We start from the raw sequence: 26,593 nt of genomic DNA on the forward strand, positions 1-26,593 counted from the left end.
TTAGGGGCACCCCCCATCGGCGTTGCTCACCGATCGCGGAAACTCGCCGATCGCGCCGTCCGGTGTGGTTGCGCGTCGTTACTCGCTCGTACCGACGCCTGCGATTTAAGGTTCTCCCGGACAACGGGGTCGAGTAGCCGAACATTCTCTGCTGAAACGGATGGTGGACCTTGACCAACTCGACCGAGACCGAACCGACCGCGTACGAACCCGCCACGGCCGGTCGGCGCTCCGAGGCGATCCACCGCTTTCTCGTCCAGCCCGCCGACGCGGGCATCGTGGGCTCGGTCGACGGCGGCAAACTCCTCGAATGGATCGACAAAGTCGCCTACGCGGCGGCTGCCCAGTGGAGCGGCCGCTACTGCGTCACCGCCTACGTCGGGAACATCCATCTCGATCGGCCGATCGCGGTCGGCGAGCTGGTCGAATTGCACGCCGACCTGGTGCACACCGGGCGCACCAGCATGCACATCCTGGTGACGGTCTATTCCACCGACCCCACCCGGGTGAAGCCGGTGCAGTCGGCGCAGTGCCTGACGATCTTCGTCGCGGTGGACGACGCCCGGCGCACCGTCGAAGTGCCGCAATGGAATCCGACGACGCTGCTGGAATTGCAGCGGCACCGGCAGGCCCGCGCCCGGATCTCGGTGCGCAAGCACATCGAGGAGGCGATGGCCGCCCAGCGGTACACCTCCGCGGGCACCGCGCCGAGCGCCACCCTGCGGTTCCTGGCAGCGCCTTCGGACATCAACTGGGGTGGCAAGGTGCACGGCGGCCGGACGATGCGGTGGATCGACGAGGCGGCGTACGTGTGCGGCGCGGACTGGGCCGGACAGCGGGTCATCACCTCCTACTTCGGCGGGATCCGTTTCTACCGCCCGATCGTGATCGGCCACGTCGTGGAGGTCACCGCGCGGCTGATCCACACCGGACCGCGCAGCATGCATGTGAGCGTCCACGTGACGTCCACCGACGCGCACTCCGACGAACCGGCGCTGGCGGCGCACGGCCTGGCCGTGGTCGTCGCGGTGGACGACGAGGGAAAGGCGCGCGACGTGCGGCAATGGCAGCCGGTGTCCGAGGAGGATCTGGCGCTGGACGCGCACGCCCGGCACCTGATCGAACTGCGGTCGGTGGTCGAGCCGTTCACCCTGGCGAGCGCGGTGCCGTCGGATGCCGAGCCGAGTCATTTCCGCGTGCCTGCGCCGAGCTGAGCCCGAGCCGCCCGGTCTAGACTAGTTACCGATGAGTAAGTTCTTCGCGTCGGTGGACGAGGTGACCGGGCGCCTCAGCGAGGCCGGGTACCTCCCGTCCCTCGATATCGCCACAGCCGTGTTCCTCGCGGGCCACCTCGGCAAGCCCCTGCTGATCGAGGGCCCCGCGGGCGTCGGCAAGACCGAGCTGGCCAAGGCCGTAGCCGCCGCGACCACCTCCGACCTGGTGCGCCTGCAGTGCTACGAGGGCATCGACGAGGCCCGCGCCCTGTACGAGTGGAACCACGCCAAGCAGCTGCTGCGCATCACCGCCACCGACGACGAAGGCTGGGACAGCACCCGCGACCACGTCTTCACCGAGGAGTTCCTTCTCGCGCGCCCGCTGCTGGCCGCCATCCGCAACTCCCGCTCGACGGTGCTGCTCATCGATGAACTCGACAAGGCCGACGTGGAGCTGGAAGGACTGCTGCTCGAGGTGCTCGGCGACTACCAGGTGAGTATCCCCGAACTCGGCACCGTCACCGCGGTCCGCAAGCCGTTCGTCATCGTGACCTCCAACGCCAACCGTGAGCTGTCCGAGGCGCTGAAGCGGCGCTGTCTGTATCTGCACATCGACTACCCGACGGCGGAACTGGAGCGGGCGATCGTGCGGATGAAGGTCCCGGAATTGGACGAGACGCTGGGGGAGCCGTTGGTCCAAGTGGTCGGGGCCCTGCGCCAACTCTCGTTGCGCAAGGCTCCATCGATCGCCGAATCCGTCGACTGGGCCAAGACATTGGTCGCCCTCGGCGTGCGTAATTTGAGTGGAAGCGTCGTCCGCTCGACGCTCGGGGTGCTCTTGAAGTACCAGTCGGACCACCGCCTGGCGATCGAGCGGCTCGGGCTCGATCTGGATGCCGAGCAAGGAGGACGGTGAGATGACGCGCCCGCTCGGCTCGCCCCACTCCTGCCGTTCGCAACCCAACCCGCCGCCAGGACCCGGCCCGGCCGCTCCCGCGACCCGGCAGGCTTGTTCACCATCCCGGCCGGACGCACGCACTGGGCCCGTACTCGGTCGCGCCTGCGAGGAACGCACTTATCCGAGCCTGCGCATCGCTCCGGTGGGGGAGGAGGTGGGCCCTGTGACGTCGGTCCGGAAGGTCGCACTTCCCGGCGTCCAGGCGGCTGCCAGCAGCCACGAAGCGTTGCGGCGCTGCAAGGCATCCACTTCGCAGCTCAGTCGACGCGCCCGTTCGCGTTTTCGCTCCGGCGCACTGATGGCAGTGCGATGCATGGTTGCCGGAGTCGGGCATGAGCATCGCTGAAGGCCACGCCGGTGGGACGGGCCGCCGATGCTCGGACTCGATCACTGATCGCCTCGTCGAGTTCGTCGGGCTGCTGCGCGATCACGGCATCAACGCGGGGCCGAGTGAAACCATCGATGCGGCTGAGGCGATGGTCGCCCTCGGAATCGAGGATCGCGATCGTCTGCGCTCCGGCATGGCCGCCTGCCTGCTGCGCCGCAATGGTCAACGCGCCGTGTTCGATCAACTCTTCGACCTCTACTTCCTGACCGCTCAGCAGCCGCAGCCCGTCGAGCCGTCGACACCCGAATCCATCGAAGCACTGCGCGATCGGCTCGTCGCCGCACTGGCCCAGGACGATTCGGAGTCGGTCGCCGAACTGGTCGGCCAAGCGCTGACCGAACTCGGCGGCTACGGCGGCGCGGGCGCCGGGCAGTCCACCGCGCCGGTCACCACCGCATCCGGCGCAGGCTGGTCTTCTTACCTGACCATGAAAGCCCTAGGCGCGGAAGAACTCATCGATCGCATCGTGGCGGGCATGAACGGCTCTTCCCCGTTCGACACCACTGTCCACACCATCGAAGCCAACCGCCGCCTCGCCGCGTTCCGCACCGCCGTCCAAACCGAGGCCCGCCTGCGCTCGGCGCAGTTGCGCGGCACCGAATACATCGCCCGCCGCGGCGTCGAATCCAGCACCGACCAGATCGATTTCCTGGGCGCCCGCGAACAGGATCTCGCCGAAATGCGCCGCCTGGTGCACCCTTTGGCCCGCAAACTCGCCACCCGTCTCGCCGTCCGCCGCCGCAAAGCCGTCCGCGGCCAGATCGACCTGCGCCGCACCCTGCGCCGCTCCATGTCCACCGGCGGCGTCCCCATCGACCCGGTGCTGCGCGCCCGCAAACACGGCCGTCCCGATCTCGTCGTCCTCGCCGACATCTCCGGCTCGGTCACCGGTTTCGCCGAATTCACCCTCCACCTGATCCAGGCGCTGCAAGACCAATTCAGCAAGGTCCGCAGCTTCGGCTTCGTCGACACCTGCGACGAGATCACCTCCTTCTTCACCCCGGGAGAACCTCCGGCACCCGGCACCGCCGCCCGAATCATTCGCTCCACCGAGGTCGCTCGCTTCGGCAGCTCCAATTACGGCGAAGCGTTCCAAGGGTTCCTCGACAACTACGCCGACGCCCTCGGCCCGCGCACCTCGGTTCTCATCCTCGGCGACGCGCGGACCAACCGCACGGATCCGAATCTCACTGCGGTGCGGACGATCGCCGACCGGGCGAAGCACACCTACTGGCTGAATCCGGAGCCCTCGCGATCGTGGTCGACGGGGGATTCCGCCGCCCATGTCTACGCGGACTGCGTGACGATGCACGAGTGCCGGAACGTCAAGCAATTGACCGAGGTCATCGCCCGTTTGCTGCCGGCGTGACTCGGTCCGCCGCAAGGCGTCATACCCGAATGCGACCCGATTTCCGCTCCGGTACGGTGCGGCTGCCGGTGAATCCGCAGGGCAGATCGGGAGGATTCCCTCCCGCTCACCGCATCCGCGTTCGGGCGACCCGGCGAAGACATCACCGGGCCGGGCTCGGCCGCTACCTGAGCCGCTGCCGCCCACCCGACCCACCGCCCAGCGTGGGACGTAACTTGTGCACAACCGCGGCCGTCGCGGTGGCCGTCACGTCGTCGACCCAGTCCGGAATGGGCGCCGCGTTCGCGATGTACTCGCGGACGAGCCCATAGGGAATCGCCTTGACGGCGGCCACCGCGATCGCCATGCGATGTTCGTCGGCGTCGCCGAACTCCGCCGCGACGGCGGCACGCAGCGCGTCGTTCATTCGGTCGTTGACCGCGGCGATGTCGGCGCGCAACTCGGCGGAGCCCACGTCGAGCAGTTCCGCACGCCGGAACATCTTCATCGCACGAGCTTCGGTGGGATGCTCACGGCAGTACCGCGGCAGGTGCATCGCGGCGGCGAGCAGCGGGTCGGCTCCCGACAGCGCCGCGACCAGTCCGGTCTGGAAGCGCTGGATCGAGCGCAGCCACAGCCGGGCGAGCAACTCTTCGCGGGAGGCGAAGCGCACGTATATCGATCCGGTATGGACGCCGGAGGCAGCACTGATCGCGGCGATGGTGGGCCTGGTGATCGCCGGATCGGCAAGCAAATCGCGCGCGGCGTCGAGGATCTGGTCGTCGGTGAAGCGCCGGGGTCTTGCCATGGGAGACAGCCTAAGGCAAGGTTTAGGAATATGGATTCAAAAACTGTGTTCCCGCTGACGGGCGGTTTGCTCGCATTCATCGGATCGGCCCATACCGCGCTCGGCGTCGTCATCTGGGCGACCGGTCGAGAGCAGACCGAACTCGCCTTCTGGTTCACCGCGTTCGGAGTCGCCGCCGTGGGCTTCGGCATCGCCGTGATCGAGACGGAGCGAACGCGCGGCTACGTACCAGCGCCGATCCTCACCGCGATCGCCGTGCTCACCGCGTTCGGCCTCGCGTTCGAGCCCGTGTCCGGGTTTCTCACCGTTCTGGTGCCGCTGGCCATCGGCGTCCGCGGATGGCTACGTCATCGCCGCATCGCCGCGGTTCCGGCAGGGTAAGCCCCCAGCCCGGTCACATCTCATGGCGAGGCGAGCCGACTGTGCTTCCCGCCGTCGCGAGCCCGGCCGAGATCCCCGTCGCGACCGGGGATCAGGTTGCCTACGAGCCGACGCCGCCGATGTCGGGGCGGCCCTGGCCGAGTACGCCACGCTGGATCGTGCCACCACTGGCCGGAACGCCTCGGTCGTGGACCGCGGTTCCGCTCGGGCGCAGGAAGGTCCCGGCGGCCAGGATCACCGCGGCCCCGACCGCCGGGTACACCAGGGCATCGGCGTGCCGGTACCAGAAGGTGGCGTAGCGGTTGTCGGTGGTGTCGCACAGGTCATCGATCACCCGGGTGTTCGTCGTCTGGTCGACACAGATCCCGACGTGGATCGGTTGCGCGGTGTCGGTGGTCGGCGTGGCCGAGGTGATCCGAGAAGTGGTCGTCGGTGGCGGAGTGCTGGTCACCGGCGGAGTCGTGCGAGCCGGTGGCTTCGAGGTGGTGGTGTAGACCGTGGTGACGATCGGGCGGGGAGCGGCGGTGCCGCCGGCCCCGCACCCACTCGACACCAGCGCCATGGCTACCAGGGCGGGCAAGGTGCACGAGACACGGCGCGACGCCATGACCCGCTTCTGCCGACGATCGCAGCCCGAGACGTCGCTCATCCATTCCCTCCCTGCATCTTCGAACCCCTGCCACCGAACCGCCCGATGCTAGCAACGCCCCGGCGCGCACACGATCAATCCGCAGTTGGTGAAATGCCAATTGCCGGAATGTTTTTTCCTGCTCAGCCCCCGGGTCATTCGCTGATCACCCTATCCATCCCCGCATCGTCATGACGTGTTCGGCGAGATCTTCGATCGTCATCATCTCGGGATGGCTGTAATACATCAGCTCGAACTTGCGTTTCCGCCACTGTGTCGGATCCATCCGCCCCTCGTCGCTGGTGTCGCACAGCGATTCGAGCCGGCCGAGATCGAAGGGTTCCTTGCCACGAGCGTGGGCGTCCGCCTTCACCGCCGCCAGGCGTTCGGACCTCGTCATATTCTCCTGCCGCCATATCGCGGCGGCGTAGCGGCGTGCGTCCTCGATATCCACTCCTGCGCTTGTGCGTGTCCGTAGACGATGCGATTACCCGGCCTGCTGCAGGTCACGCATGAGGACGTCGAACCGAGGGGCATCGGGCCAACTCGGCCGCAGAGTGCCGACGCGGTACCACCCCCACCGGCGATAGTTGTCATACGCCCGATGATTCTCCGGCCGAACCAGCAGTGTCGCCCGCTGCTCCGGCCGACCCGCGAGCAGATTGTCGTGCAGGGCACGCGCGATACCTCGACCGGTGAACTGCTTGCGCACCATGATCTCGCTGAAAGCGAATGTGCGGGAACCATCCTCGACGGTGAACGCGGCCTGGTCACCTTCGTCCAGCCGCAGTCCATCCCACCACGCAGTCTTGGCGGTGAGCGGCCATCCCCACGCCTGCCCGCAGGACTCGCCATGGGAACGGGCAATCACCAACTCGAACGCACCGGCACGAGCGGGGTCGGTGTAGGCGTCGAATCGGTGCATGAACGCCTCGAAGGATTCGAACTCCTCACCGGACTCGATCGCATCGACGTAGGAGTCGAGGAAGATGCGTTCGACGTCGCCGCGAAGTTCACGGGCCTGCGCGGCTGTGTAGTGCTGGAAATTGAGGTCGGACAACGCGGACTGCTCGGAGGTCATGCGGTGTTCGTCCTTCCCGCCAGCTCATCAAATCGTGTCGAGAACTCTTCGGAACGGCCTTCCGCGACTACTCGCACTGGTTCGAGCAGGCGCAGTGTGCGAGTGGAGGACACGGAGTTCTCCAGGTCGGCGAGAACCGACATGCCCTCCTCTACTGCAGTGCCGATGTCACCCAGGTCGGCGAGTGCCGCCGCAGATCCTGCGCGGTAGTTGGCAGAGTTACGGGCACTGGTCTTACTCACCGCCAACCCGGAGCACAGGTCCGCCGACCTCGCACGATCGCCCAAGTGGCTGAAACCGCGGGCTTCATGGCTTCTGATTTCGGTGGCATTAACGAACCGCAACCACGGTGGGCAGTCCTCGCGCGACTCATGGTCGAGCGCGAAATCGAGCTCCCGCCAGGCGGTGGCCATGGACTTTCCGAAGGCCATGCGCTCGCCGAGGATTCCGTACGCTTGTGCCTCACGTGTTGCGATAAGGGCATGAACTCGACCCGGTGCGTGGCCGCGTGTGAGCGCCCGAGCGCGGCCGGCGAGGGCTAGGGCGCGATGCGGATTCGCTTCGCCCGTGCGTTGCCGTGACAGCGCCATCTGTGCGGCGTTGAGGCAGACATGCACAGTCAGTTCGTCATCACCGGCTTGACTGGCCAGCGCGAACGCATCGGCGTAGCAACTACGGGCGAGAGGGTACATATCAGCGTCATAGGCCAGCCAACCCGCAATAGTCGCGAGTTCTCCTGCGGCACTGGTGAATGCGCGGCCCGCCGGTTCGGAGAAAGCGCAGGTATCCAAGAGGTGTTTCGCTGCTTCGAGTCCTTGAACGGCGTCGCTCACAAGAGCAGCGCCACCGACGACTTGCTCGCGGCGTCCGAACTCGGCCGCAAGCGCGTCGAGCCTTTGCGCGTCGGCGATCCCGAGCCGAGCCGGAGGTCGATCACCACCTGCCGCGAAGAACGCGGCACTGAGTAGCATTCCGAATTCACGTCGCTTCACAATGTCCTCGACTTCCGGCGCACTATCGTGACGATCTATGACCAGGCTAGCGCTTGGTATGCCGGCGAAGCGCGGGTGAACAAGCGGCACCGTAGCCTCGTGTACGGAGTTGATCTCGGCGCGGAAACGAGCACGCTGTTCGTCGGTGAGTCGAGCAAGCTCGGTGTCCAACGCTTCAGCTGACTCATTCCGAACCGGCTTCGCGTAGGTTGCGCGCTCCCACTTACGAATCGTCGCGGTTGTGAAGCCCACCCTCTCGGCGAACTGCTCCTGCGTCAGCCGTAGGGCCGCCAAACGAAGCGCCTTGACCTCCACCTTTGTCCACTTGCTGACGATCATGCTCACCCCTGTTTCCCCTGCAATGCATGCTGGCGCAAGCGTATTACTTCTGTGTGAGTGCTGTGTCTGGGATCGCGGGTCTGAGCTGGTGAAGCTGAAAGCAGCCCCGCCGCCGGGTTGAGATCGGACCTCCACCGACTCCCCGGCGGCGGGTGCTGACCACGTTGAACCTGGCGGAGGGGACACCCGAATGAGTTCGCCCAACGACATCAAGGACACGCCGTTGTCGGTGTGCCACTTCTACCGAAATGTGTGTGGCCTGCCCGCTGAGGTATATCCGCCGCACACGGGCCGCATTGTGATCCGCACCGGGATCGTCTGCGGACTGATGATGCCGGCATTCATAGGTTCTGAGGTGAAGGCGCGGTTGGAGTGCCACGGTCCGGAGACGGGCCCAATTCTGACTCATCCGCGTTCGCAACGGTGGACATACCTGGCGGGTGCGGACCTTCCGGACGGGATAGCGCTGTTCGCGGAGATGTCGCGCTTGCAGGTTTCCATCATCCGTGGCGGAGGGATCATCGCTCTACCTGGTCCAGGCCAGCGACCGGGTCTGTTCCGTGCATGGGTCCAGCCCCCGCGCGACTCGTTCCGGCCGTCCGCACGCGCCGTGGTGGATGCGATTCGGGAGAGTGTTGCTGTCCAGCGTGCGAGCACGCGGAGGGGACCGGTGCACCATGCCCGATGACCCGCACGGGTGCGGCCCGGAATGCGAACCATGGATTACCGCGACGCATTGCGGCGTGACGAAGTTCGATCACGCGAGAGGTGAACTCCTGGCGGTGCGCTGTCCGTCGAACGCCTGCGTCGATCTCGTTGTGCCGCTTGTCGCAGGGCGGATCGCGCCACATGTCGTCACGACAGGTTCGACCCGCAGTCGGTGCCCATGGACCGGCATTCGCGTGGTGGACGACCACACTACATTTCACGGCGAAAGCACGGAGTTCCATCCTCTCGATTCGTCTACTCGGGCCGACAGCCGGTCCCAGTCGTGAGTTACGACGCTCGCGCGGAGGCTGAGATCGACGTACTCATGGACGTGCTGGCCGCGCTTGACGCTGCGACAGCGGCGACTGCTCGCGGCGGACTGAGTGATACCGAGCGTATTCGCCTGTCCGCCGTTGTGCTGTATGAGTTAATCGTCAGTGCGCGCAATGTCGCAGGCCCCGACACCGGGCGGTTGTATGCCGCGTCGATCCTTGACCCAATTATTGAAGGTCTCGCGGTCGCCGATGAGGTATCGCTGTTGGATGTGTTGATACCAGCACTCCTGGATCGCGACGATCTTTCCTAGGGCTCGGTGTAGCGGGCGATCCGGGCCTCAGACCCAGGGACTTGCGAGGTCGCAGCGTGCACAGACTCGATGATCAGCTTCGAAGTGGTCCTCTCCTACGGCGCGACTGGCCTCGTCCGACGAGGACTCCGAGACTGATTCTGACCGACATCACAAACTACATTTACGGACGCGGCGGGTGGTCGGTTCGATTGTCAGACCCTCGCTCTAAGATCGCTCGCATGTTCGAGCCCGTCTCCCAGAGCGCAAAGCACGGCCTGCACAGCAGCCTCGAGCTCCTCGTGCTCCCAGAGACGAACAACTTTCCACCCTGCACCGGTCAAGGCCGCGTCTGCTGCGCGATCCCGTTCGACATTGCGGCGAAGCTTCGGCGCCCAGTACCACTCGTTGGTAGTCGGCTGCCGACCGTGTACAGGACAGACATGCCAGAAGCACCCGTCCACGAACACGGCGACTTTGCGGGCGGTGAAAACGATGTCTGGGCGGATCTTCACGGAGCCAACTTCCAGGCGAAGGTCCTTGCGGTAGCGGTACCCACGTCGATGCAAGGCGCGGCGAAGCGTCACCTCGGGCTTGGTGTCGGCTCGCCGGTTCGCCTGCATGTTGCGAGAGCGGCCAGCATCAAGCGGAGCCGGATACAGGCCTCGCTCATGCGCCGTCCGCCGGGCCATCTCCGCCTTGCTCTCAGTCATGTCCACTCCGGCTGTACGAGGAAAGACGCCCTACGGAAAGATACTCCTCACGATTGGCCCGGACGCCGCCGGCCACGACACCGAAAGGCATCGTTGTGACAGGACTTCGGGTCATCGAGATCTGCGCTGGCGCAGGCGGTCAGGCTCTCGGCCTCGAGCGCGCTGGCTTCGAGCACGAGCTGGCGATAGAGCTCGATGACACTGCAGTAAAGACGCTCAAGAAGAACCGTCCGAAATGGGATATTCGGCAGGGCGATGTTGCTGACGAGAGTATTTGGAACCCGGCGGACTACAGCCCGACGTCAGAAAAGCCTCCCATCGACTTGCTGGCTGGTGGAGTGCCGTGCCCTCCGTTCTCGGTCGCTGGGAAGCAGTTGGGGGCAAATGATGAGCGTGACTTGTTTGCCTGGGCGGTCGAGCAGGTGGCGATAATCCAGCCTCGCGCGCTCTTGCTGGAGAATGTTCGAGGGCTCAGCATGCCGCGATTCGCCGGTTATCGGCAGCATGTTCTCGACAGGCTTCATGAATTTGGATACTCGGCAGAATGGCAGCTAATCGAAGCTCGCCAATTTGGCGTTCCTCAGCTGCGGCCACGCTTCGTGCTGATCGCAATGCGGCATCGCTACTTCCGGTCTTTCCGCTGGCCGGAAAAGCCTGGAAAAGCCCCGACGGTGGGCGAGGCGCTACGCGATCTCATGGAATGCAAAAAGGTATTCGATGATGCCGATGCTCTGGATGCATGGGTGAAACGTGCTAACGGACCCGCCCCGACGATTGTTGGCGGATCGAAGAAGCATGGAGGGGCGGACCTCGGTCCCACGCGTGCAAAGCTCGCTTGGAAGGAAATGGGCGTCGATGGCTATGGCCTGCACGACGACGACAAGCCATACTCTCGAAACGATCGGTCTATAACTGCTCTGGGGCCCAAACTTACTCCGGAGATGGTCGCGCGTCTCCAAGGGTGGAACGACGGTGAATTTCGTTGGAAGTTCGAAGGCCGTAAGACTGCGAAATATCGACAAATCGGAAACGCATTTCCGCCGCCGGTGGCCAAAGCTCTTGGGCTGGCAATCGCTGCTGCTCTCAATGCTGAAGACGAAGAGGACCGCGCTGCCGCCTTCGATGTTTCAGCAATTAAATCCGCAGTGGATCCGATCTACCGAGTGCTGCGTGACAGTGGCGAATATATGACCATGGCTGATATAGCCAATAAGTCAGAGGCATATTTGAACGAGCTCGAAATAGCTCGCCGCATTGAGATGCTCAGCCGGGACTTTGAGATAGAAGAGAAAGAGCGCGACGGCCTGGTCTTATATCGGCTCGGAGGCTTCCGCGCCTTCATGGGACAGCGTGATCATTCGCGGCACGAGAGTTTCGAGAAAAACCGCTCCAGAATCAGCTAAGTTAAGCGGCTGTGGGTGTGGCGAGAAGCGCTGCACCCACGGGGGCTTCGTAACGCTTGGGTTATAACGACTCGGGGTCACGCCTTTTTCAATGGTCGGCTGCGGCTGGACTCGGCGCTCCTCGGTGCGTTGGTCCGGCGGCCGAGTTCGGGTCTCGCTGCCTCGTGATCCCGTGGCTCCCGGGGGGCTGGCATGGCGCGTCGGCTTGCACAGTGTTCGGCGGGTGCAGAAGCGATGATGCCGAGCGTGTCGCCTGCTTATCTGCGTGGTCACAGCAGGATCTCGCCGCTTGTCGGAGGCTCATCGTATCGTTCTCGACGGCAGTAGGTTCGAGCAGGCTCTAGGGCTTGAGGCGTGGTGAGTATATGGGCACAACAACCGGCAGCGGCGAGGTCGTACAGCACTTTACGTCGGGAGGGCGGATCGCGAAAAGCGAGCTGGAGTGGTGGACGAACCGTGAGGGTTGCAGGCATGTGGCAGAGACCGTTCTCGCCCATGTCACGTCAACTCCGTACGCAATTGCGTCGAAGGACATCGTGCAGTTGCAGACATCGCATGCGCTCGGCAATGTGAAGAGGGCAGAGGCTGAAGAGGTCGGTTCAATCCGGGACTGGTTCCCAGATTTCGCGTTCACCCACCTCTTCCATCTCATGCTGGAAGAGGTGCAGCGACTCTTCAGCTGGGACGAGTTCTACGAATGGTGCCAGGGTGACGTGGTGCGGCGTTGGTTGTGGGAGCCGGCGCGAGAGATGGTCGCATCGGCGAAGGTGGAGGGGTTCGGGTACAAACAAGCTCGCGATGCGATGCGCTGGCGGATCGGCAACTTCTACTACTCGTTCCTGCGTGAGCTGTACGTGATCGCAGCGTTGCGTGAACGAGGGTTGCCGATGCGGTTCCATCCCCTTGCCGATGCGTTGTTCCGAGCCGACGCATGGTGTGAGAACGTACTGCTCGAGTTATACATTGGCAATCGCATGTTCAAGTCTGGCGACATGGGCCGCAAGAGTAGTACTGAAGAGTACTTTTCGGATCAGCCCCAGTTCGAGGTTGTAAGGTTCGAGATGCGATTGCAGCGCACGTATGGGAAGGTTCACGTGCCGCCGACGGAGCAGATCAACCAGTGCGCCGCGCTGGTACGCCGCGCGATGCGCCGTTGAGGTCCGCATAGGGCCAGTTGCCGCAGTGAAGGACGTGCGCAACTGGCCTTTCGCTAAAGGCTACGACTACGCGGGTCTTAGAACTACACTCTTGCTGTGGTCTTTGCTTCGGTTTACTCGCGGAGACTGGAAGGCGAAACCCGCACCGCGAGAGGTTGGTACGCGGCTGCTACTGGAGCGGCCACCCACTGGCGAACCGCCCTAAGTTCAACCCCGCCAACGCGTGTGACAGTCGCCGGATAGTGTAGTCCTGCCCTTCAGTCCACAGTTGAGAGGTACCTTTCTCGAATGTTTCTCGCCTCCCCGTCGGCGAATCCCGATCCGCACCTCGGCCATCGGGGCAAGCAGTGCGTCGGGCCGGTTGTCGCATGAGCAGCCAGGAATACCCGCCCGACGCGTATGCCCCCAACGGCCAGCTTTGGTGGACTCTTGAGTTCGCTCCCAACTCGAAACAGAAGTTCGGCGCAGAGCGCAAGATCGCCGCCTGGCTAAACTTCAACAAGGAAATCGGTGACCGCTTCACCCTTCGTGAACTTCGCGAAGCTGTCGGCACCGACAACATCCCGAATGACCAAGAGCATTTCAATCGCCGGATGCGCGAACTACGCAAGCTCGGCTGGCGGTTGCCCTCTTCTCACGAGGATGGCCAGTTGCGCACTGATGAGTACAGAGTCGGGAAGAAGGGATGGCACCCGGGTGCTGGTCCCCGGCCAAAAACATCTGGCAAAATCAGCCCTGCGCTTCGGCGGCGTGTGCTCGAGCGCGACGGCCACAGGTGCGTCATCTGCGGTGTGGCCAACGGGGAACCGTATCCCGATCCGCCTCTAGGCAATGCGGTGATGTCCATCGGGCACCGTATCCCGCAAGAACTCGGTGGCAGCGATGACATCGACAATCTGCAAGCCGAATGTAAGCGCTGCAACGAGCCCGTGCGCGAAGAAGCTGGACTTCCGGAAACGCTCGACGAGGTATATGCCCAGGTCAAGGGCCTTAAAAGGTCAGACAAGGCGCGGCTGTTGCTGTGGCTCTCAAGCGGGAGGAGATTGCGGTCGGAGCTTGATGTTCTCTATGACCGTGCGCGGCGGCTGAGTCCTGATGAACGGACAAACCTGATCAAACGCCTAAAGGTGGCTACTGAGCGATTGCAACCGAATCCTGGCCCCTAAGGCAACGTCCAGGGCTTTGTGCGCGAGTCGAGACTGCCGACGGCGTCAACTGCGGACTTCGGCGATGTTCACCGCTCGACCCTCGCGCCGCGAAATCTCGCACGCCTCAGCGACATAGAACGCCTCCAGCGCGTCGACCGGAGGGCAGGGATTGTCGAGTTGCCCGGTCGCGACCTCGATGAACGCCGCCAGTTCATCGGCATACGCCGGGCGGAACCGCTCCATGAACCCCCCATAAGGAGGATAGGGGGAGGGGTTGTGGTCGGGCTCGACGGAAGTCAGCGGTGCTCGGTCGTCCAGACCGACTATCGCATTTCCTTTGGAGCCCAACGCTTCCAGCCGCACGTCGTACCCCGCCCCGTTGTAGCGGGTCAGTGACACGGTGGCGAGGGCTCCGTCGTCCAAGCGCAGCAGTATCGCCGCTGTGTCGACGTCGTCGGTCTCGGCGAAGAATGACGCGCCCCGGTTGGATCCGAGTGCGTAGACGGAGGTGATCTCGCGCCCGGTCACCCAGCGGATGATGTCGAAATCGTGGATTCCGCAATCGCGGAAGATGCCGCCGGAGCGGGCGATGTATTCGGCGGGCGGGGGAGCTGGGTCGAGGGTCGTCGCGCGCAACGTGTGTAGCCAGCCGAGCCGTCCGGAGCGGATGGCTTCGCGGGCCGCTCGGTAGCCGGCGTCGAAGCGGCGTTGGAAGCCGATTTGGACGGGGACGGGGGAGTCGCGGATGTGTTCGAGGACTGCGAGGGTGCCGGTGATGTCGGCGGCCACGGGTTTTTCGCAGAAGACGGGGATGCCCGCGTCGACGGCGCGGATGATCAGTTCGGGGTGCGAGTCGGTGGCGGTGGCGATGATCAGGCCGTCGAGGTCGGCGGCGAAGAGGGTGTCGAGGTCGGGGGCGAAGTCGACGCCGAGGTCGGTGGCGGTGGCGCGGGCGCGGGCGGCGTCGGCGTCGGCGACCAGGACGGTGGCGACGTTCGGCAGTTTCCGCAGGGTCTCGGCGTGCGAGGTCCCGATGCGGCCGGTTCCGGCGAGGCCCAGCGTGACGGCTCGGTGGGAGGACATCGGCTCTCCTTCGTGTGGAATCGCGACGTGCGTGGGCAGGGCTCCGGGGTTCAGCGTGGAGCGGTCGTGGTGGAGCGGACGACGAGCGAAGGTTCCACCCGGCGGCGGGCCGGGGCGGTGCGGCCGTCGCGGAGTCGTTCGGCGAGCGCCTCGATCGCGAGGCGGCCCATCCGGATGCGGGGCTGGTCGATGGTGGTCAGCGCGACGTGTCGCAGGGCAGCCAGCGAGGTGTTGTCGTAGCCGACCACCGAGACGTCCTCCGGCACCCGAAGCCCCGCTTCCTCCAGCGCGGACATCGCCCCGACGGCGTTGAAGTCGTTGCCGCACACCAGCGCGGTGGGAAAGGCGTCGCGGGAGAAGAGATTCAGCAGTTTGCGCACCGCGGCCATGCCCGCATCGTCGGTGTGCTCGCTCGGCACGACCATCGGTTCCAGGCCGTGGCGCCGCATGGCGGTGCGGTAGCCCTTGCGGCGTGGCGCGGCGGTGAAAGCGCCGCCGCCGTCGAGGTGGACGATGCGCCGGTGTCCGAGGGAGACCAGGTGGTCGACGGCGAGGGTGGCGCCCGCCTCGCCGTCGTCGTTGACGGTGTCGATGCCGGTGCCGGTGGAGGTGCGCGACACCAGCACCAGCGGAGCCTGCTGCGCCGCTTCGCGAATGGCGGCGGCGGGCAGGATGGGCGAGAGCAAAATGACGCCTCCGGGCCGGAAGGAGAGCAGGCTTTCCAGCGCGGTGCGTTCGCGGGCGGCGCTGCGCCGGCCGGTGTTGAGGATCAGTTCGAGGCCGCACTCCTGCGCGGCGGTGTCCATGCCTTCGACGACGTCGGCGAAGAAGGCGTTGCGCAGGTCGGAGACCAGCACGCCGACGATGCTGGAAGTGCGGCTGGCCAGGGCACGAGCCAGGATGTGCGGTTGGTAGCCGAGGTCTTTGGCGGCGGCCAGCACGGCGCGGCGGCGGTGCTCGCTGACCTTCGGCGAGTTGCGCATGACGAGCGAGACGAGGGCGCGGGAGACGCCCGCTCGCGCGGCGACGTCTTCCATGGTCGGCCGTGCCATGGCGCCTCCGTTCCCCGTTCGCGCTCCCTGCCGGGACGGACGATACGCGGTGCGTCCCAGCCGATCAATAGAGCGCTCCAATCGGAATCCGCTGTCTGCGAGTCCATCGGAAAATGTGTAATAACAGCTGGTAGAGACGTTTTGACCGGTACGCCGCACACTCTTGACACGCTATGACCTGCGTTACATAGTTGGAGCGCTCCAACTACTGCGGCGTCAACTCGATATCGAAGGTCGGAGAAGTGCCGATGACCGAATCCCTCCACCCGCTGCGTCTCGCGGCCGCGCCGATCTCCTGGGGAGTCTGCGAGGTCCCCGGCTGGGGTCACATCCTCGACGCGCGCACCGTTCTGTCGGAGATGGCCGCGCTCGGCCTGTCCGCCACCGAACTCGGGCCACCCGGCTATCTGGCGAGCGACCCGGGCGAGTTGCGCCGACTGCTCGGTGACTTCGGGATCACCGCTGTCGGCGGCTTCCTCGCCGTCGTGCTGCACCGCGACCGGGCCGACGCCATGGCGCGAGCGGAGCGCACGGCCGCGCTGCTGGCCGCCACGGGCGCGGACGTCCTCGTGCTCGCCGCCGCGACCGGGCTCGGGGGATACGACGAGCGCCCGCAACTCGACGACGCGCAATGGCGCACGCTGATCGACACCGCCATCGGGATCCGCGATGCCGCTGCCGCGTACGGGCTGCGGACGGTGCTGCATCCGCATGTCGGCACCCATGTGGAGAGTGAGGCGGAGGTGGAGCGGTTCCTCGCCGATTGCGATCTCGACCTCTGCCTGGACACCGGACATCTGCTGGTCGGCGGCGCCGACCCGGTCCGGCTCGCGCGGCGGCACCCGGAGCGGATCGGGCACATCCACCTCAAGGACGTCCGCGGCGCGCTGGCCGACCAGGTGCGCGGCGGAAAACTCGACTACAGCGAAGCGGTGCGGCGCGGGCTGTACGTGCCGCTGGGCGAGGGTGACGTCGACATCGCGGCACTCGTGCGCACCGTGCGGCACGCGGGCTATCGGGGCTGGTACGTCTTGGAGCAGGACGCCGCGCTGCGCGCGTCCGACTCGGCGGGGAAGCCGAGCGGCGACACCGGGCGCAGCCTGCGGTTCCTCACCGGCATCGCACTCGCCCCGGCCGGAATCCAGTAGGTGACGATGTCGCTACGGCTACGACGCGGTGCGACCGCACGGTGCTCGGCCCGTCTGCTGACGTGCGTCGCCACGGCCACTCTCTTGGCCGCGTGCAGCGGCCCCGGCGCCGACGCGCCCGCTCCTTCGCAGACGCCGATTGCCGCGGGGACGGTGAACTCGGTGGCGGTGGTGACCCACGGCAGCCCCGGCGACGCGTTCTGGAACGTTGTCAAGAACGGCGCGGAGGCCGCGGGCAAGGATCTGGGGATCCGGGTGGAGTACAACGCTTCCGGCGATCCGGGCCAGCAGGCGAAGCTGATCGACAACGCGGTGGCGCAGGGCGTCGACGGACTCGTCGTCTCGATGGCGAATCCCGAGGCGCTGCGACCTTCGGTGGAAAAGGCTGTGGCCGCTGGCATTCCGGTGGTGACGATCAATTCGGGCGAGTCGGAGAGCGCGAAGTTCGGCGCGTTCGTCCATGTGGGTCAGAGTGAATCGCTGGCCGGGCAGGCCGCGGGCAGACGGCTCGCCGAGGCCGGGCGCCGGAAGATGCTGTGCGTCATCCACGAGGCGGGCAATATCGGCGCGAACGAACGCTGCGCGGGCGCGACGAAGGCGTTCGGCGCCGGGACCACGCTGCAGGTGGACATCAACAATCCGACCGACGCGCAATCGAGGATCAAGGGGGCGCTGGAAGCCGACCGGTCCATCGACGCGGTGCTGACGTTGAACTCCCAGGTCGCCGCGCGGGCTGTCGACGCCGTCCGAGAGGCCGGATCGCCCGCGACCGTCGCCACCTTCGACCTGAATGCCGAAGTGGTGGAGGCGATCCGCGCCGGGCGGCTGTTGTTCGCGGTCGATCAGCAACAGTACGAGCAGGGTTATCTGCCGATCGTGCTGTTGCGGCTGTACCGGACGAACCTGAACACCGTCGGAGGAGGCGCGCCGGTGCAGACCGGGCCCGGCTTCGTCGACAAGAACAACGTCGACGCCGTCGCCGCGCTGGTGGCGCAGGGCACGCGCTGAGGCCGGGAGCGGATGAGATGACCGATGAGATGACCATTGCCACAGAGACATCCGAGTCGAAGGGGCTGTCCCCGCTGCAACGCCTGGCCGTGCGGCCGGAGATCGGGGCGGCGCTGGGCGCACTGCTGGTGTTCGTGTTCTTCTCGCTCGTCACCGACCGGTTCCTGAGCCCACTCGGCGTCGCCACCTGGCTGGACGACGCCTCCACGCTCGGCATCATGGCGGTGGCCGTGGCGCTGCTGATGATCGGCGGCGAGTTCGACCTGTCGGCGGGCGTGATGACGGCCTCCACAGCGTTGGTCACCGCCTTGCTCGCGGTGCACGCCGGCTGGAACGTGTGGTTCGCGCTGCTCGCCTCGCTCGTGTTCGCGCTGGCCGTCGGCGCGTTCAACGGCTGGGTGGTGATGCGCACCGGCCTGCCGAGCTTCATCGTCACGCTGGGCACCTTCCTCGCGCTGCAAGGCCTGAACCTCGGCGTCACCCGCCTGGTCACCGGCACGGTGCAGGTGTCGGGCGTGCGGAGCGCGGACGGCTACCATTCGGCGGGCTGGGTGTTCGCTTCGACCCTGGACCTCGGCGACGCCCACCTGCAGGCCTCGGTGGTCTGGTGGATCGTGCTGACCGCGATCGCCGCGACGATCCTGATGCGCACCCGGTTCGGCAACTGGATCTTCGCCGTCGGCGGTGCGCTGCCGAGCGCCCGCGCGGTCGGCGTGCCCGCCGACCGCACCAAGATCCTGCTGTTCATGGGCACCGCGTTCGCGGCCTGGGTGGTGGGTTCCTGCAATATCCTGCGGTTCGCCAGCGTGCAGGCCAATCAGGGCGTCGGGCTCGAACTGCACTACATCATCGCCGCCGTGGTGGGCGGATGCCTGCTCACCGGTGGCTTCGGCTCGGCGGTCGGCGCCGCGATCGGAGCGCTCATCTTCGGCATGGCGCGCCAGGGCATCGTGTTCGCCCGCTGGGACAGCGACTGGTTCATGCTGTTCCTCGGTGTGCTGCTGCTGGCGGCGGTGCTGGTCAACAACAGATTCCAGAAACGAGCCGAAAGGGTGCGCCGATGACTTCCCTCATCGAGGCCGTCGATCTCGGCAAGAGCTACGGTGGCGTCGTCGCCCTGCGCGAGGTGTCCACGGTGGTGAACGCGGGCGAGGTGACCTGCGTGCTCGGTGACAACGGCGCGGGCAAATCGACACTGATCAAGATCCTCGCCGGAGTGCACCGGCACGACCGCGGCGACCTGCGCGTGGGAGGCGAATCGGTGCGGTTCGCATCGCCCCGTGCGGCTTTGGATCGCGGCATCGCCACCGTTTATCAAGATCTCGCGGTGGTGCCGCTGATGAGCGTGTGGCGCAACTTCGTACTCGGGTCCGAGCCCACCTACGGCTACGGCCCCTTCCGGCTGCTGGACCGCAAGAAAGGCTGCGAGATCGCACGCACCGCGCTGGCGGACATGGGCATCGAGATCCGGGATATGGAACAGCCGGTCGGCACGCTGTCCGGCGGGCAGCGGCAGTGCGTCGCGATCGCGCGTGCCGTGCACTACGGCGCGAAGGTGCTGATCCTCGACGAGCCGACCGCGGCGCTCGGCGTGAAACAGGCAGGGGTGGTGCTGAAGTACGTCGTGCGGGCGCGCGACCGGGGGCTCGGGGTCGTGCTGATCACGCACAACCCGCACCACGCCTATCCGGTCGGCGACCGGTTCCTGTTGCTGAAGCGTGGCGCGGTGCTCGGTTCCTACGAGAAGTCCGAGATCGAGCTGCCCGAACTGACCCGCCAGATGGCGGGCGGGGCGGAACTGGAGGCGCTGCAGCACGAATTGCGGCAGGTGGTGACGCCGTGAACGCGGGCGAGCTGGAGGCCCTGACCATCGGCCGCGTCGGGGTGGACCTATATCCCGAACAGGGCGGCGTCGCCCTGGCGCAGGTACGCAGTTTCGCGAAGTTCCTGGGCGGTACCGCCACCAACGTCGCTGTGGCCGCCGCGCGGCTCGGCCGTCGTTCGGCCGTGCTGACCAAAGTGGGCCCCGACGGCTTCGGCGACTTCGTGCGCACCGCGCTGGAGGACTTCGGCGTCTCGTCCCGTTACGTGACGACCGCGCCGGACCTGCAGACGCCCGTCGTCTTCTGCGAGCTGACGCCGCCGTCCGATCCGCCGCTGCTGTTCTACCGTGCGCCGATCGCGCCGGATCTGACCATCACCCCGGACGAGGTGCCCTGGGAAGTCGTGGACGCCGTGCCGCTGCTGTGGGTCACGGGCACCGGGGTGAGCGCCGAACCGGGCCGCGGTACCCAGCGGGAGATCTTGCTGCGGCGCGCACGACGTGGGCACACGGTGCTCGACCTGGATTACCGGCCGATGTTCTGGCCCGACGTGGACACCGCGCGGGCCGAGATCGGGTGGATGGTCGACCACGTGAACGTAGTGGTCGGCAACCGTGCCGAGGCCGAGGTGGCGGTGGGCACCGCCGATCCGGACGCCGCGGCCGATCGGCTGCTCGCCAGGGGGGTGCGCCTCGCGGTGATCAAACAGGGCGGCGACGGCGTGCTGGTGGCCACCGCCGAGGAACGCTGGACGGTGCCGCCGTGCCGCGTGGACGTGGTGTGCGGACTCGGCGCGGGCGACGGTTTCGGCGGCGCGCTGATTCACGGCCTGCTCTCCGACTGGGATCCGCGGCGCATCGCCACCTACGCCAATGCGGCGGGCGCACTGGTCGCCGCGCGTCTGGCCTGCGCGGACGCGATGCCGACCAGCGCGGAGATCGAGGAACTGGTGTGCGGGTGAACCGGCGCGGGGGTCGACGAGCTGCTGCGCCGCCGAGTCGGCGCTGGAGTCGAGGAGCTGCGATGTCTGCGAGCTGGGGCAGAGCTCGGCAGGTTGCTGTTGGGATGGGCCCACGCGGGGCCGAAGGAGTTGCCGTGCCGCAGAGACGGCGCCGGGCCGGAGTTGCCGTAGGGCTGGGGCGGGGTCGAGTCGAAGTTGCCGTAGGGCTGGGGGTCGAGCCGGAGTTGCCGTGCTACTGGGGCGCGGCCGAGGTCAGGGCACAGTGGCGCGGCTGACTCGAGGCGGGACAGTGGAGCTACCCGTGCGGGGGACCCGGGCGCGGACCGGAGTAGCCGGATCCCGGGTGAACCACGCGGATCTGACGCGCCGCGGTCCGGTGAGCTGCGCGCGAACCGGAGGCCCGGGGACCGGATGGAGCTGCGGTGGGTGAGCTGCGGACCCTGGGCTGCTGTGTGGCCCACGCATGGAAGCGCGGAAAGGAGGAGCTGTCATGCGGGTGACCGACGAATGCTGGCGCGAGTTGCTGCACGTGCGTGCGACGAACCCGGCCGCGATCGAACGTGCCTACGCGAAGCGGGTGCGCCGCGCGGACCTGCTGGCGGGTAAGCAGACCTTGTTTCTCGTCGCCGCCGACCATCCGGCTCGCGGCGCGCTCGGCGTCGGCGCGGACCGCACGGCCATGGCGGATCGGCGCACGCTGCTGGAACGGTTGCTCATCGCGCTGGCCGACCCGGACGTCGACGGCGTGCTCGGCTCGCCGGACGTGGTCGAGGAACTCCTGCTGCTGGACGCGCTGGACGACAAGGTCGTGATCGGATCGATGAACCGCGGCGGCCTGGCGGGCGCGGAGTGGGAGATCGACGACCGCTTCACCGGATACGACGCGGATTCCCTCGCGCGATTCCGGCTCGACGGCGGCAAGATGCTGCTGCGTCTGGTCGATTCCGACGCCGGTACCGTGCCGACGCTGCAAGCCTGCGCGCGGGCGGTCTCGGAGCTGGCGGCGCACGAGCTGATGGCGATGGTCGAACCGCTGCCGTACCACCGGGACGATTCCGGGGCGCTGGTGATGAGCAAGGATGCGCTGTCGCTGTCGCGGGCGATCACGGTGGCCTCCGGGCTCGGCGTCACCTCGGCCTACACCTGGCTAAAAATACCTGCCCCGCAAGATACCTCGGTACTGGACGCGACCACCCTGCCGGTGCTCGTGCTCGGCGGTGCGCCGTCCGGCGACCAAGCGGTGGATCGCGCGTTGTGGGGCGGGGCGCTCGGCCACGACGTGGTCCGCGGTCTCGTCGTGGGACGCACCCTGCTGTACCCGCCGGACGGCGACGTCGCCAGGGCGGTCGCGACTGCCGCCCAGCTGTTGAAGGAAGCTCGATGAAACGGTGGTCGGCCGAGCGTCTCTGTGTCGGCTCCAGCCTTGTGCGCGGTGATCGAGTCTTTCCGCTGGCGGAGCGAGCCGCTCGCCGGTACCCCGAAAAGCGTAGAGAGGAGGTGTGATGACACTGCATCGTCCCGAGGGAACGCTGTGCCACGACGGCGATCCGATCCTGCTGACGCCCGAAACCGCAGGATGGGCTTTCGCCGGGCTGCGGGTGCTGCGGATCGGTGCGGGCCGGTCGCGGATCGTGCGGACGGGCGAGTTCGAAGCGTTCGTGCTGCCCCTGGCCGGAGCGTGCGCGGTGCGCGTCGACGGCGAGAACTTCGCGCTGACCGGCCGGGAGTCGGTCTTCACCCGGGTGACGGATTTCGCCTACGTCCCGCGCGACGCCGAGGTGGAACTGGTGGCCGAGGACGGTGACCTGGAGGTGGCGTTGCCGATGGCCCGCTGCGGGAAACGGCTGGATCCCAGATACGGCCCTGCCGAGGACGTCCCGGTCGAAATCAGGGGCGCGGGGAGCGCGACCCGTCAGGTCACCAATTTCGGGATTCCCGGCGTGTGGGAGCACGCGGACAAACTCAATGCCTGTGAGCTGATCACCCCGGACGGCAACTGGTCGTCCTACCCGCCGCACAAGCACGACGAGGCGAGCGACTGCGAAGTCGTCAACGAGGAGATCTACTACTTCCGCATCGCCGGACGCGACGGCGTCACGCCGTCGCGCGACGGATTCGGCATGCACCGCACCTACACGGCCGACGGGGCGGTGAACGAGAACGTCGCGGTCCGAGACGGTGACGTCTTCCTGATCCCGCACGGCTACCACGGCCCGTGTATCGCCGCGCCCGGCTACCCCATGTACTACCTCAACGTGCTGGCCGGCCCCGCGCCCGAGCGATCTATGGCGTTCTGCGACGACCCGGCCCACAGCTGGGTGCGGGCGCGCTGGGACGCCGAGCCGCTCGACCCGCGCTGTCCGGTCACCTCCCGCGAAGGACGGATCGGATGAGACTGACCGCGGCGCAGGCGCTGGTGGCCTGGCTGATCGCCCAGCGTTCCGAAACGCTCGACGGCCGCGACGTGCCGCTGTTCCCCGCCGTCTTCGCGATCTTCGGTCATGGCAATGTGCTCGGCCTCGGGACCGCCCTGCACGAGCGGCGCGCCGAACTCCCGGTCTGGCGAGGGCACACCGAAGAGGGCATGGCGCTCGCGGCCGTCGGCTATGCGAAGGCCACGCACCGGCGTCAGGTCGGTGTCGCGACCTCTTCGATCGGTCCCGGCGCGCTCAACATGGTGACGGCGGCGGGCGTCGCGCACGCGAATCGCCTTCCGCTGCTCCTGCTCCCGGGCGACACCTTCACCGGACGGGCGCCGGATCCGGTCTTGCAGCAGGTCGAGCACTTCGGCGACCCGACCGTCACGGTGAACGACGCGTTCCGTGCGGTGAGCCGGTATTTCGACCGCGTCACCCGCCCGGAACAGCTGCTCGCGACCCTGCCCCAAGCGGCTGGCGTGCTGACGGATCCGGCTGCGGCCGGTCCGGTCGTCCTGGCGCTTCCGCAGGACGTCCAAGCCGAGGTCTATGACTTTCCCGCCGCGCTTTTCGAGCCGGTGACGCACCGTCTCTCCCGGCCCCGGCCCGATCAGCGAGCGCTTGCCGATGCCGTCGCCGTACTGCGCGCCGCCCGCCGTCCGCTGCTGGTGCTCGGAGGCGGCGTCCGCTACTCGGGAGCGGGGCCGACCGTGCTGCGATTCGCCGAACGCCATGGCATTCCGGTCGTGGAGACAACCGCGGGCCGCTCCCTCGTGCCGCACGAACATCCACTGTTCGCGGGACCGCTCGGTATCACCGGCTCGGCGTCGGCGAACGCGATGGCGGCCGACGCCGATCTGGTCCTCGCGATCGGGACCCGGTTGCAGGACTTCACGACCGCGTCCTGGACGGTCTTCGCACCGGATGTCCGTCTGGTCACGATCAACGTGACACGGTTCGACGCCGTGAAACACGGCGCTCGCGCGGTGCTCGGCGACGCCGACGCCACCGTGCGTGAACTGGACGGGCAGATGGGGGACTGGCTGGTCGATCCGGAGTGGACCGCTCGCGCGGCCGCGCTCCGCCGCACGTGGGACGCGCATATCGACCAACTGCGCGCGCCGACTCCGGGCATGCCGAGCTATGCCCAGGTGGTGGGCGTCGTGAACGACCTGAGCGGTCCGGGCGATTACGTGATGACAGCCTCCGGCGGCCTGCCCGGTGAACTGATCGGCGGCTGGCGGGCGACCGGCGGCGCGCCGGCCATGGACGTGGAGTACGGCTTCTCCTGCATGGGTTACGAGCTCGCGGGTGCGTGGGGCGCGGCCATGGCCCGCACCGGCGGGGTGGTGACCACCCTGCTCGGAGACGGCTCGTATCTGATGCTGAACTCGGAGCTGTTCTCGGCGGCGTTCGCGGGGCATCCGTTCGTCGCGGTGGTCTGCGACAACGACGGCTACGCCGTGATCTCGCGGCTGCAGGAGGGGCAGGGCGGCGAGCCGTTCAACAACTTCTACGCCGATTGCCGCAGCACGCTCGAGCAGCCGCCCCGGGTCGATTTCGCCGCCCATGCCGCCGCCCTGGGCTGTTGCGTCTTCACCGCTGCCGATCTGGACGAATTGCGGGACGCGTACGAGCGGGCGCGCGCGGCTGCGCGCGTCGAGCGCCGTCCGGCCGTGCTCGTCGTGCGGACGCGGCCGTCGGCGTGGACCGACGCGGGCGCCTGGTGGGAGGTGGGTGTGCCCGAGCATCTGACGGGCCGTGCCGCCTACGACGAGGCCAAACCGCGGCAGGTGCGCTATCTCGGCTCGTGAACAGAACTTAACGAACAGTGCACCCGGTGATCCGCCGACCTAGGCTGGAGGTGGAGTCTGCGCGTGGTACGCTGAGATACATTGCGGCACAACATAATTGGTAGCAAAAGTGCATCGCTGTCGAGTTGTGCCGAGGTAGAAGTCTCCTGCTGTCCGGTGCGGTAGCCCAGATCGGCGGGGGCGTGCTCGCCGGGGAGGGCGGCGAGTGTTATTCGGTGAAAAGTGCGGGTATCCGACGAGCGGGCCCCGGCGATGTTGCGCGATCGGGACCCGACCGAGCGTTGGAGGTGAAGGACAAGCCGCCGCTGAGCGAGCGTCGCGAGTGCACTCGCGGACGACGGAGCCGAGCGCCGTCGTGAGCGTTAGCTCACAGTTGGTGGTGCGGAACGTGAGTAATTCGTCGGATCATGGCATCGTTGATCTACGAGACCAGGGCATATCGATAACACCTACCTGGCTCGTCTACAGAAAGTATGAAATGGCTCAAGGCATTGTGAAGTGGTTCAACAGCGAGAAGGGCTTCGGCTTCATCGCGCAAGACGGCGGGGGGCCCGACGTCTTCGTGCATTACTCGGCTGTGAGCGGCTCGGGTTTCCGGTCCCTCGATGAGGGGCAGCGCGTGGAGTTCGAGATCGGCCAGGGACAGAAGGGTCCGCAGGCCCAGGACGTCCGCGTTCTCTGATCGCGACTTAGCTTCCGAAAGGCTCCGCACCGGGATGGTGTGGGGCCTTTCCCCTGTTCAGGGGGTTTACGCTGCGGAGCGGGTGAAGGTCACGTGGGTGACGGCGGGGGAGTGCGACACGGTTGCGGCCTCGTAGCCCGGCAGCGAGCCGAGCCCGTCGTAGAGGCGCTCCCCCGATCCGAGCAGCAGCGGGACGACAGCCAGGTGCAACTCGTCGATCAGGCCCGCCCGCAGGTAGGCGCGCACGGTGGCAGCACCGCCGCCCAGGCGCACGTCTCGGCCGTTCGCCGCATCGAATGCCCGGCGCAGCACCGCTTCGGGGGTGTCGTCCACGAAGTGGAACGTCGTGCCGCCCTCCATCGACAACGACGGGCGCGGGTGGTGTGTCAGGACGAAGACGTCGTGGTGGTACGGCGGATTGTCGCCCCACCATCCCTTCCATTCGTGGTCCGGCCATTCGCCGCGGATCGGGCCGAACATATTGCGACCGATGATCGTCGCTCCGACGCCGCGATCGCCCGCGGCCAGGAAGTCGTCGTCGATGCCCGGTTCGTTCGTCGCCTCCGGATTGGCGTAGGGAGTCGCGAACACCCACTCGTGCAGGCGCATCCCCCCTTCGCCCAGGGGATGGTCCGGCCCTTGGTTCGGACCGGCGACGTAGCCGTCGAGGGAGATCGCCAGGTTGTGTACGCGCAGCTTCGGCACCGGTTCGCTCATTCCGCTAAGTGATTGCATTTTGCAATCGGTCCTACGCAGCGTACGGGGAACTGGTTG

General features: G+C 66.8%; 26 protein-coding genes. 17 read left to right on the forward strand and 9 right to left on the reverse strand.

The genetic code is table 11. From position 1 onward, the window contains the following. Positions 1-170 precede the first annotated feature (170 nt). The 3 genes from NNI01S_RS09765 (at position 171) to NNI01S_RS09775 (ending at position 3,929) form a co-directional block, all read left to right on the forward strand. Positions 171-1,214 carry an acyl-CoA thioesterase gene (locus NNI01S_RS09765; RefSeq protein ID WP_063917386.1) on the forward strand — a complete coding sequence of 348 codons (1,044 nt, stop codon included), beginning with the start codon at positions 171-173 and terminating at the stop codon, positions 1,212-1,214. Between the two features lie 31 nt (positions 1,215-1,245). Beyond that, positions 1,246-2,130 (forward strand): AAA family ATPase, encoded by an 885-nt coding sequence (locus NNI01S_RS09770; protein ID WP_063019708.1) that lies wholly within the window; start codon positions 1,246-1,248, stop codon positions 2,128-2,130. 374 nt (positions 2,131-2,504) lie between these two features. Then, entirely contained in the window at positions 2,505-3,929 is a 1,425-nt protein-coding gene (locus tag NNI01S_RS09775; protein ID WP_063019709.1) for a vWA domain-containing protein, read from the forward strand. A 163-nt stretch (positions 3,930-4,092) separates the two neighbouring features. Here the strand turns inward: NNI01S_RS09775 and NNI01S_RS09780 are convergent, their stop codons facing one another. Then, on the reverse strand, positions 4,093-4,716 hold the full coding sequence (locus NNI01S_RS09780) for a TetR/AcrR family transcriptional regulator (RefSeq protein WP_063019710.1): 624 nt from the start codon (positions 4,714-4,716) through the stop codon (positions 4,093-4,095). 30 nt (positions 4,717-4,746) lie between these two features. Between NNI01S_RS09780 and NNI01S_RS09785 the strand changes: the two genes are divergently transcribed. Beyond that, positions 4,747-5,097 (forward strand): DUF6463 family protein, encoded by a 351-nt coding sequence (locus NNI01S_RS09785; RefSeq protein ID WP_063019711.1) that lies wholly within the window; start codon positions 4,747-4,749, stop codon positions 5,095-5,097. 100 nt (positions 5,098-5,197) lie between these two features. On the opposite strand, the gene NNI01S_RS09790 is transcribed toward NNI01S_RS09785, so the two are convergent. From NNI01S_RS09790 to NNI01S_RS34415, 4 genes are all read right to left on the reverse strand, one after another. Then, entirely contained in the window at positions 5,198-5,746 is a 549-nt protein-coding gene (locus NNI01S_RS09790; RefSeq protein WP_063019712.1) for a hypothetical protein, read from the reverse strand. Positions 5,747-5,891: 145 nt separating this feature from the next. Then, complete coding sequence (locus NNI01S_RS09795; RefSeq protein ID WP_063019713.1) at positions 5,892-6,179, reverse strand: hypothetical protein; 288 nt, start codon at positions 6,177-6,179, stop codon at positions 5,892-5,894. Between the two features lie 33 nt (positions 6,180-6,212). Then, positions 6,213-6,806 (reverse strand): GNAT family N-acetyltransferase, encoded by a 594-nt coding sequence (locus NNI01S_RS09800; RefSeq protein ID WP_063019714.1) that lies wholly within the window; start codon positions 6,804-6,806, stop codon positions 6,213-6,215. Further along, a complete protein-coding gene (locus tag NNI01S_RS34415; protein ID WP_169812950.1) occupies positions 6,803-8,137 on the reverse strand; it encodes an NsdA family TPR-like regulatory protein in 1,335 nt (444 codons plus the stop codon). The genes NNI01S_RS09800 and NNI01S_RS34415 overlap by 4 nt, the downstream gene beginning before the upstream one ends. A 991-nt stretch (positions 8,138-9,128) precedes the next feature. On the opposite strand from NNI01S_RS34415, the gene NNI01S_RS09810 reads away from it, so the two are divergent. Beyond that, positions 9,129-9,431, forward strand: coding sequence for a hypothetical protein (locus NNI01S_RS09810; RefSeq protein ID WP_063019716.1), 303 nt, complete (start codon positions 9,129-9,131; stop codon positions 9,429-9,431). A gap of 194 nt (positions 9,432-9,625) precedes the next feature. Here the strand turns inward: NNI01S_RS09810 and NNI01S_RS33345 are convergent, their stop codons facing one another. Beyond that, positions 9,626-10,123 carry a very short patch repair endonuclease gene (locus NNI01S_RS33345; protein WP_084488693.1) on the reverse strand — a complete coding sequence of 166 codons (498 nt, stop codon included), beginning with the start codon at positions 10,121-10,123 and terminating at the stop codon, positions 9,626-9,628. A gap of 95 nt (positions 10,124-10,218) precedes the next feature. Between NNI01S_RS33345 and NNI01S_RS09815 the strand changes: the two genes are divergently transcribed. The 3 genes from NNI01S_RS09815 (at position 10,219) to NNI01S_RS33350 (ending at position 13,849) form a co-directional block, all read left to right on the forward strand. Beyond that, complete coding sequence (locus NNI01S_RS09815) at positions 10,219-11,526, forward strand: DNA cytosine methyltransferase (RefSeq protein WP_063019717.1); 1,308 nt, start codon at positions 10,219-10,221, stop codon at positions 11,524-11,526. A gap of 365 nt (positions 11,527-11,891) precedes the next feature. Then, entirely contained in the window at positions 11,892-12,683 is a 792-nt protein-coding gene (locus NNI01S_RS09820) for a hypothetical protein (protein WP_063019718.1), read from the forward strand. Positions 12,684-13,051: 368 nt separating this feature from the next. Next, the gene (locus NNI01S_RS33350; protein ID WP_084488672.1) at positions 13,052-13,849 is read left to right on the forward strand and encodes an HNH endonuclease; all 798 of its coding nucleotides are present in this window, start codon (positions 13,052-13,054) and stop codon (positions 13,847-13,849) included. 45 nt (positions 13,850-13,894) lie between these two features. Here the strand turns inward: NNI01S_RS33350 and NNI01S_RS09825 are convergent, their stop codons facing one another. Beyond that, positions 13,895-14,914 carry a Gfo/Idh/MocA family protein gene (locus NNI01S_RS09825; RefSeq protein WP_063019719.1) on the reverse strand — a complete coding sequence of 340 codons (1,020 nt, stop codon included), beginning with the start codon at positions 14,912-14,914 and terminating at the stop codon, positions 13,895-13,897. Between the two features lie 50 nt (positions 14,915-14,964). Then, complete coding sequence (locus NNI01S_RS09830) at positions 14,965-15,966, reverse strand: LacI family DNA-binding transcriptional regulator (RefSeq protein WP_063019720.1); 1,002 nt, start codon at positions 15,964-15,966, stop codon at positions 14,965-14,967. A gap of 248 nt (positions 15,967-16,214) precedes the next feature. On the opposite strand from NNI01S_RS09830, the gene NNI01S_RS09835 reads away from it, so the two are divergent. The 9 genes from NNI01S_RS09835 to NNI01S_RS09875 all read left to right on the forward strand — a co-directional run bounded on the left by NNI01S_RS09835 (position 16,215) and on the right by NNI01S_RS09875 (position 25,819). Next, entirely contained in the window at positions 16,215-17,114 is a 900-nt protein-coding gene (locus NNI01S_RS09835) for a TIM barrel protein (RefSeq protein WP_063019721.1), read from the forward strand. 6 nt (positions 17,115-17,120) lie between these two features. Continuing rightward, on the forward strand, positions 17,121-18,122 hold the full coding sequence (locus tag NNI01S_RS09840; protein ID WP_063019875.1) for a sugar ABC transporter substrate-binding protein: 1,002 nt from the start codon (positions 17,121-17,123) through the stop codon (positions 18,120-18,122). A gap of 29 nt (positions 18,123-18,151) precedes the next feature. Continuing rightward, complete coding sequence (locus NNI01S_RS09845; protein WP_063019722.1) at positions 18,152-19,186, forward strand: ABC transporter permease; 1,035 nt, start codon at positions 18,152-18,154, stop codon at positions 19,184-19,186. Beyond that, complete coding sequence (locus NNI01S_RS09850) at positions 19,183-19,965, forward strand: ATP-binding cassette domain-containing protein (protein ID WP_063019723.1); 783 nt, start codon at positions 19,183-19,185, stop codon at positions 19,963-19,965. Before NNI01S_RS09845 ends, NNI01S_RS09850 begins: the two co-directional genes overlap by 4 nt. After that, the gene (gene iolC / locus NNI01S_RS09855; protein ID WP_218019173.1) at positions 19,962-20,906 is read left to right on the forward strand and encodes a 5-dehydro-2-deoxygluconokinase; all 945 of its coding nucleotides are present in this window, start codon (positions 19,962-19,964) and stop codon (positions 20,904-20,906) included. Before NNI01S_RS09850 ends, iolC begins: the two co-directional genes overlap by 4 nt. A gap of 490 nt (positions 20,907-21,396) precedes the next feature. Next, entirely contained in the window at positions 21,397-22,290 is an 894-nt protein-coding gene (locus NNI01S_RS09860; RefSeq protein ID WP_063019724.1) for a Cgl0159 family (beta/alpha)8-fold protein, read from the forward strand. Positions 22,291-22,408: 118 nt separating this feature from the next. After that, positions 22,409-23,299 carry a 5-deoxy-glucuronate isomerase gene (gene iolB / locus NNI01S_RS09865; RefSeq protein ID WP_063019725.1) on the forward strand — a complete coding sequence of 297 codons (891 nt, stop codon included), beginning with the start codon at positions 22,409-22,411 and terminating at the stop codon, positions 23,297-23,299. Next, a complete protein-coding gene (iolD, locus tag NNI01S_RS09870; protein ID WP_174554384.1) occupies positions 23,296-25,137 on the forward strand; it encodes a 3D-(3,5/4)-trihydroxycyclohexane-1,2-dione acylhydrolase (decyclizing) in 1,842 nt (613 codons plus the stop codon). Before iolB ends, iolD begins: the two co-directional genes overlap by 4 nt. A 478-nt stretch (positions 25,138-25,615) precedes the next feature. Beyond that, the gene (locus tag NNI01S_RS09875; RefSeq protein WP_014987157.1) at positions 25,616-25,819 is read left to right on the forward strand and encodes a cold-shock protein; all 204 of its coding nucleotides are present in this window, start codon (positions 25,616-25,618) and stop codon (positions 25,817-25,819) included. A gap of 66 nt (positions 25,820-25,885) precedes the next feature. On the opposite strand, the gene NNI01S_RS09880 is transcribed toward NNI01S_RS09875, so the two are convergent. Beyond that, complete coding sequence (locus NNI01S_RS09880; protein WP_218019174.1) at positions 25,886-26,536, reverse strand: dihydrofolate reductase family protein; 651 nt, start codon at positions 26,534-26,536, stop codon at positions 25,886-25,888. Positions 26,537-26,593 lie beyond the last annotated feature (57 nt).

It is taken from the genome of Nocardia niwae NBRC 108934 = DSM 45340, from assembly GCF_001613465.1.
GTDB lineage: Bacteria > Actinomycetota > Actinomycetes > Mycobacteriales > Mycobacteriaceae > Nocardia > Nocardia niwae.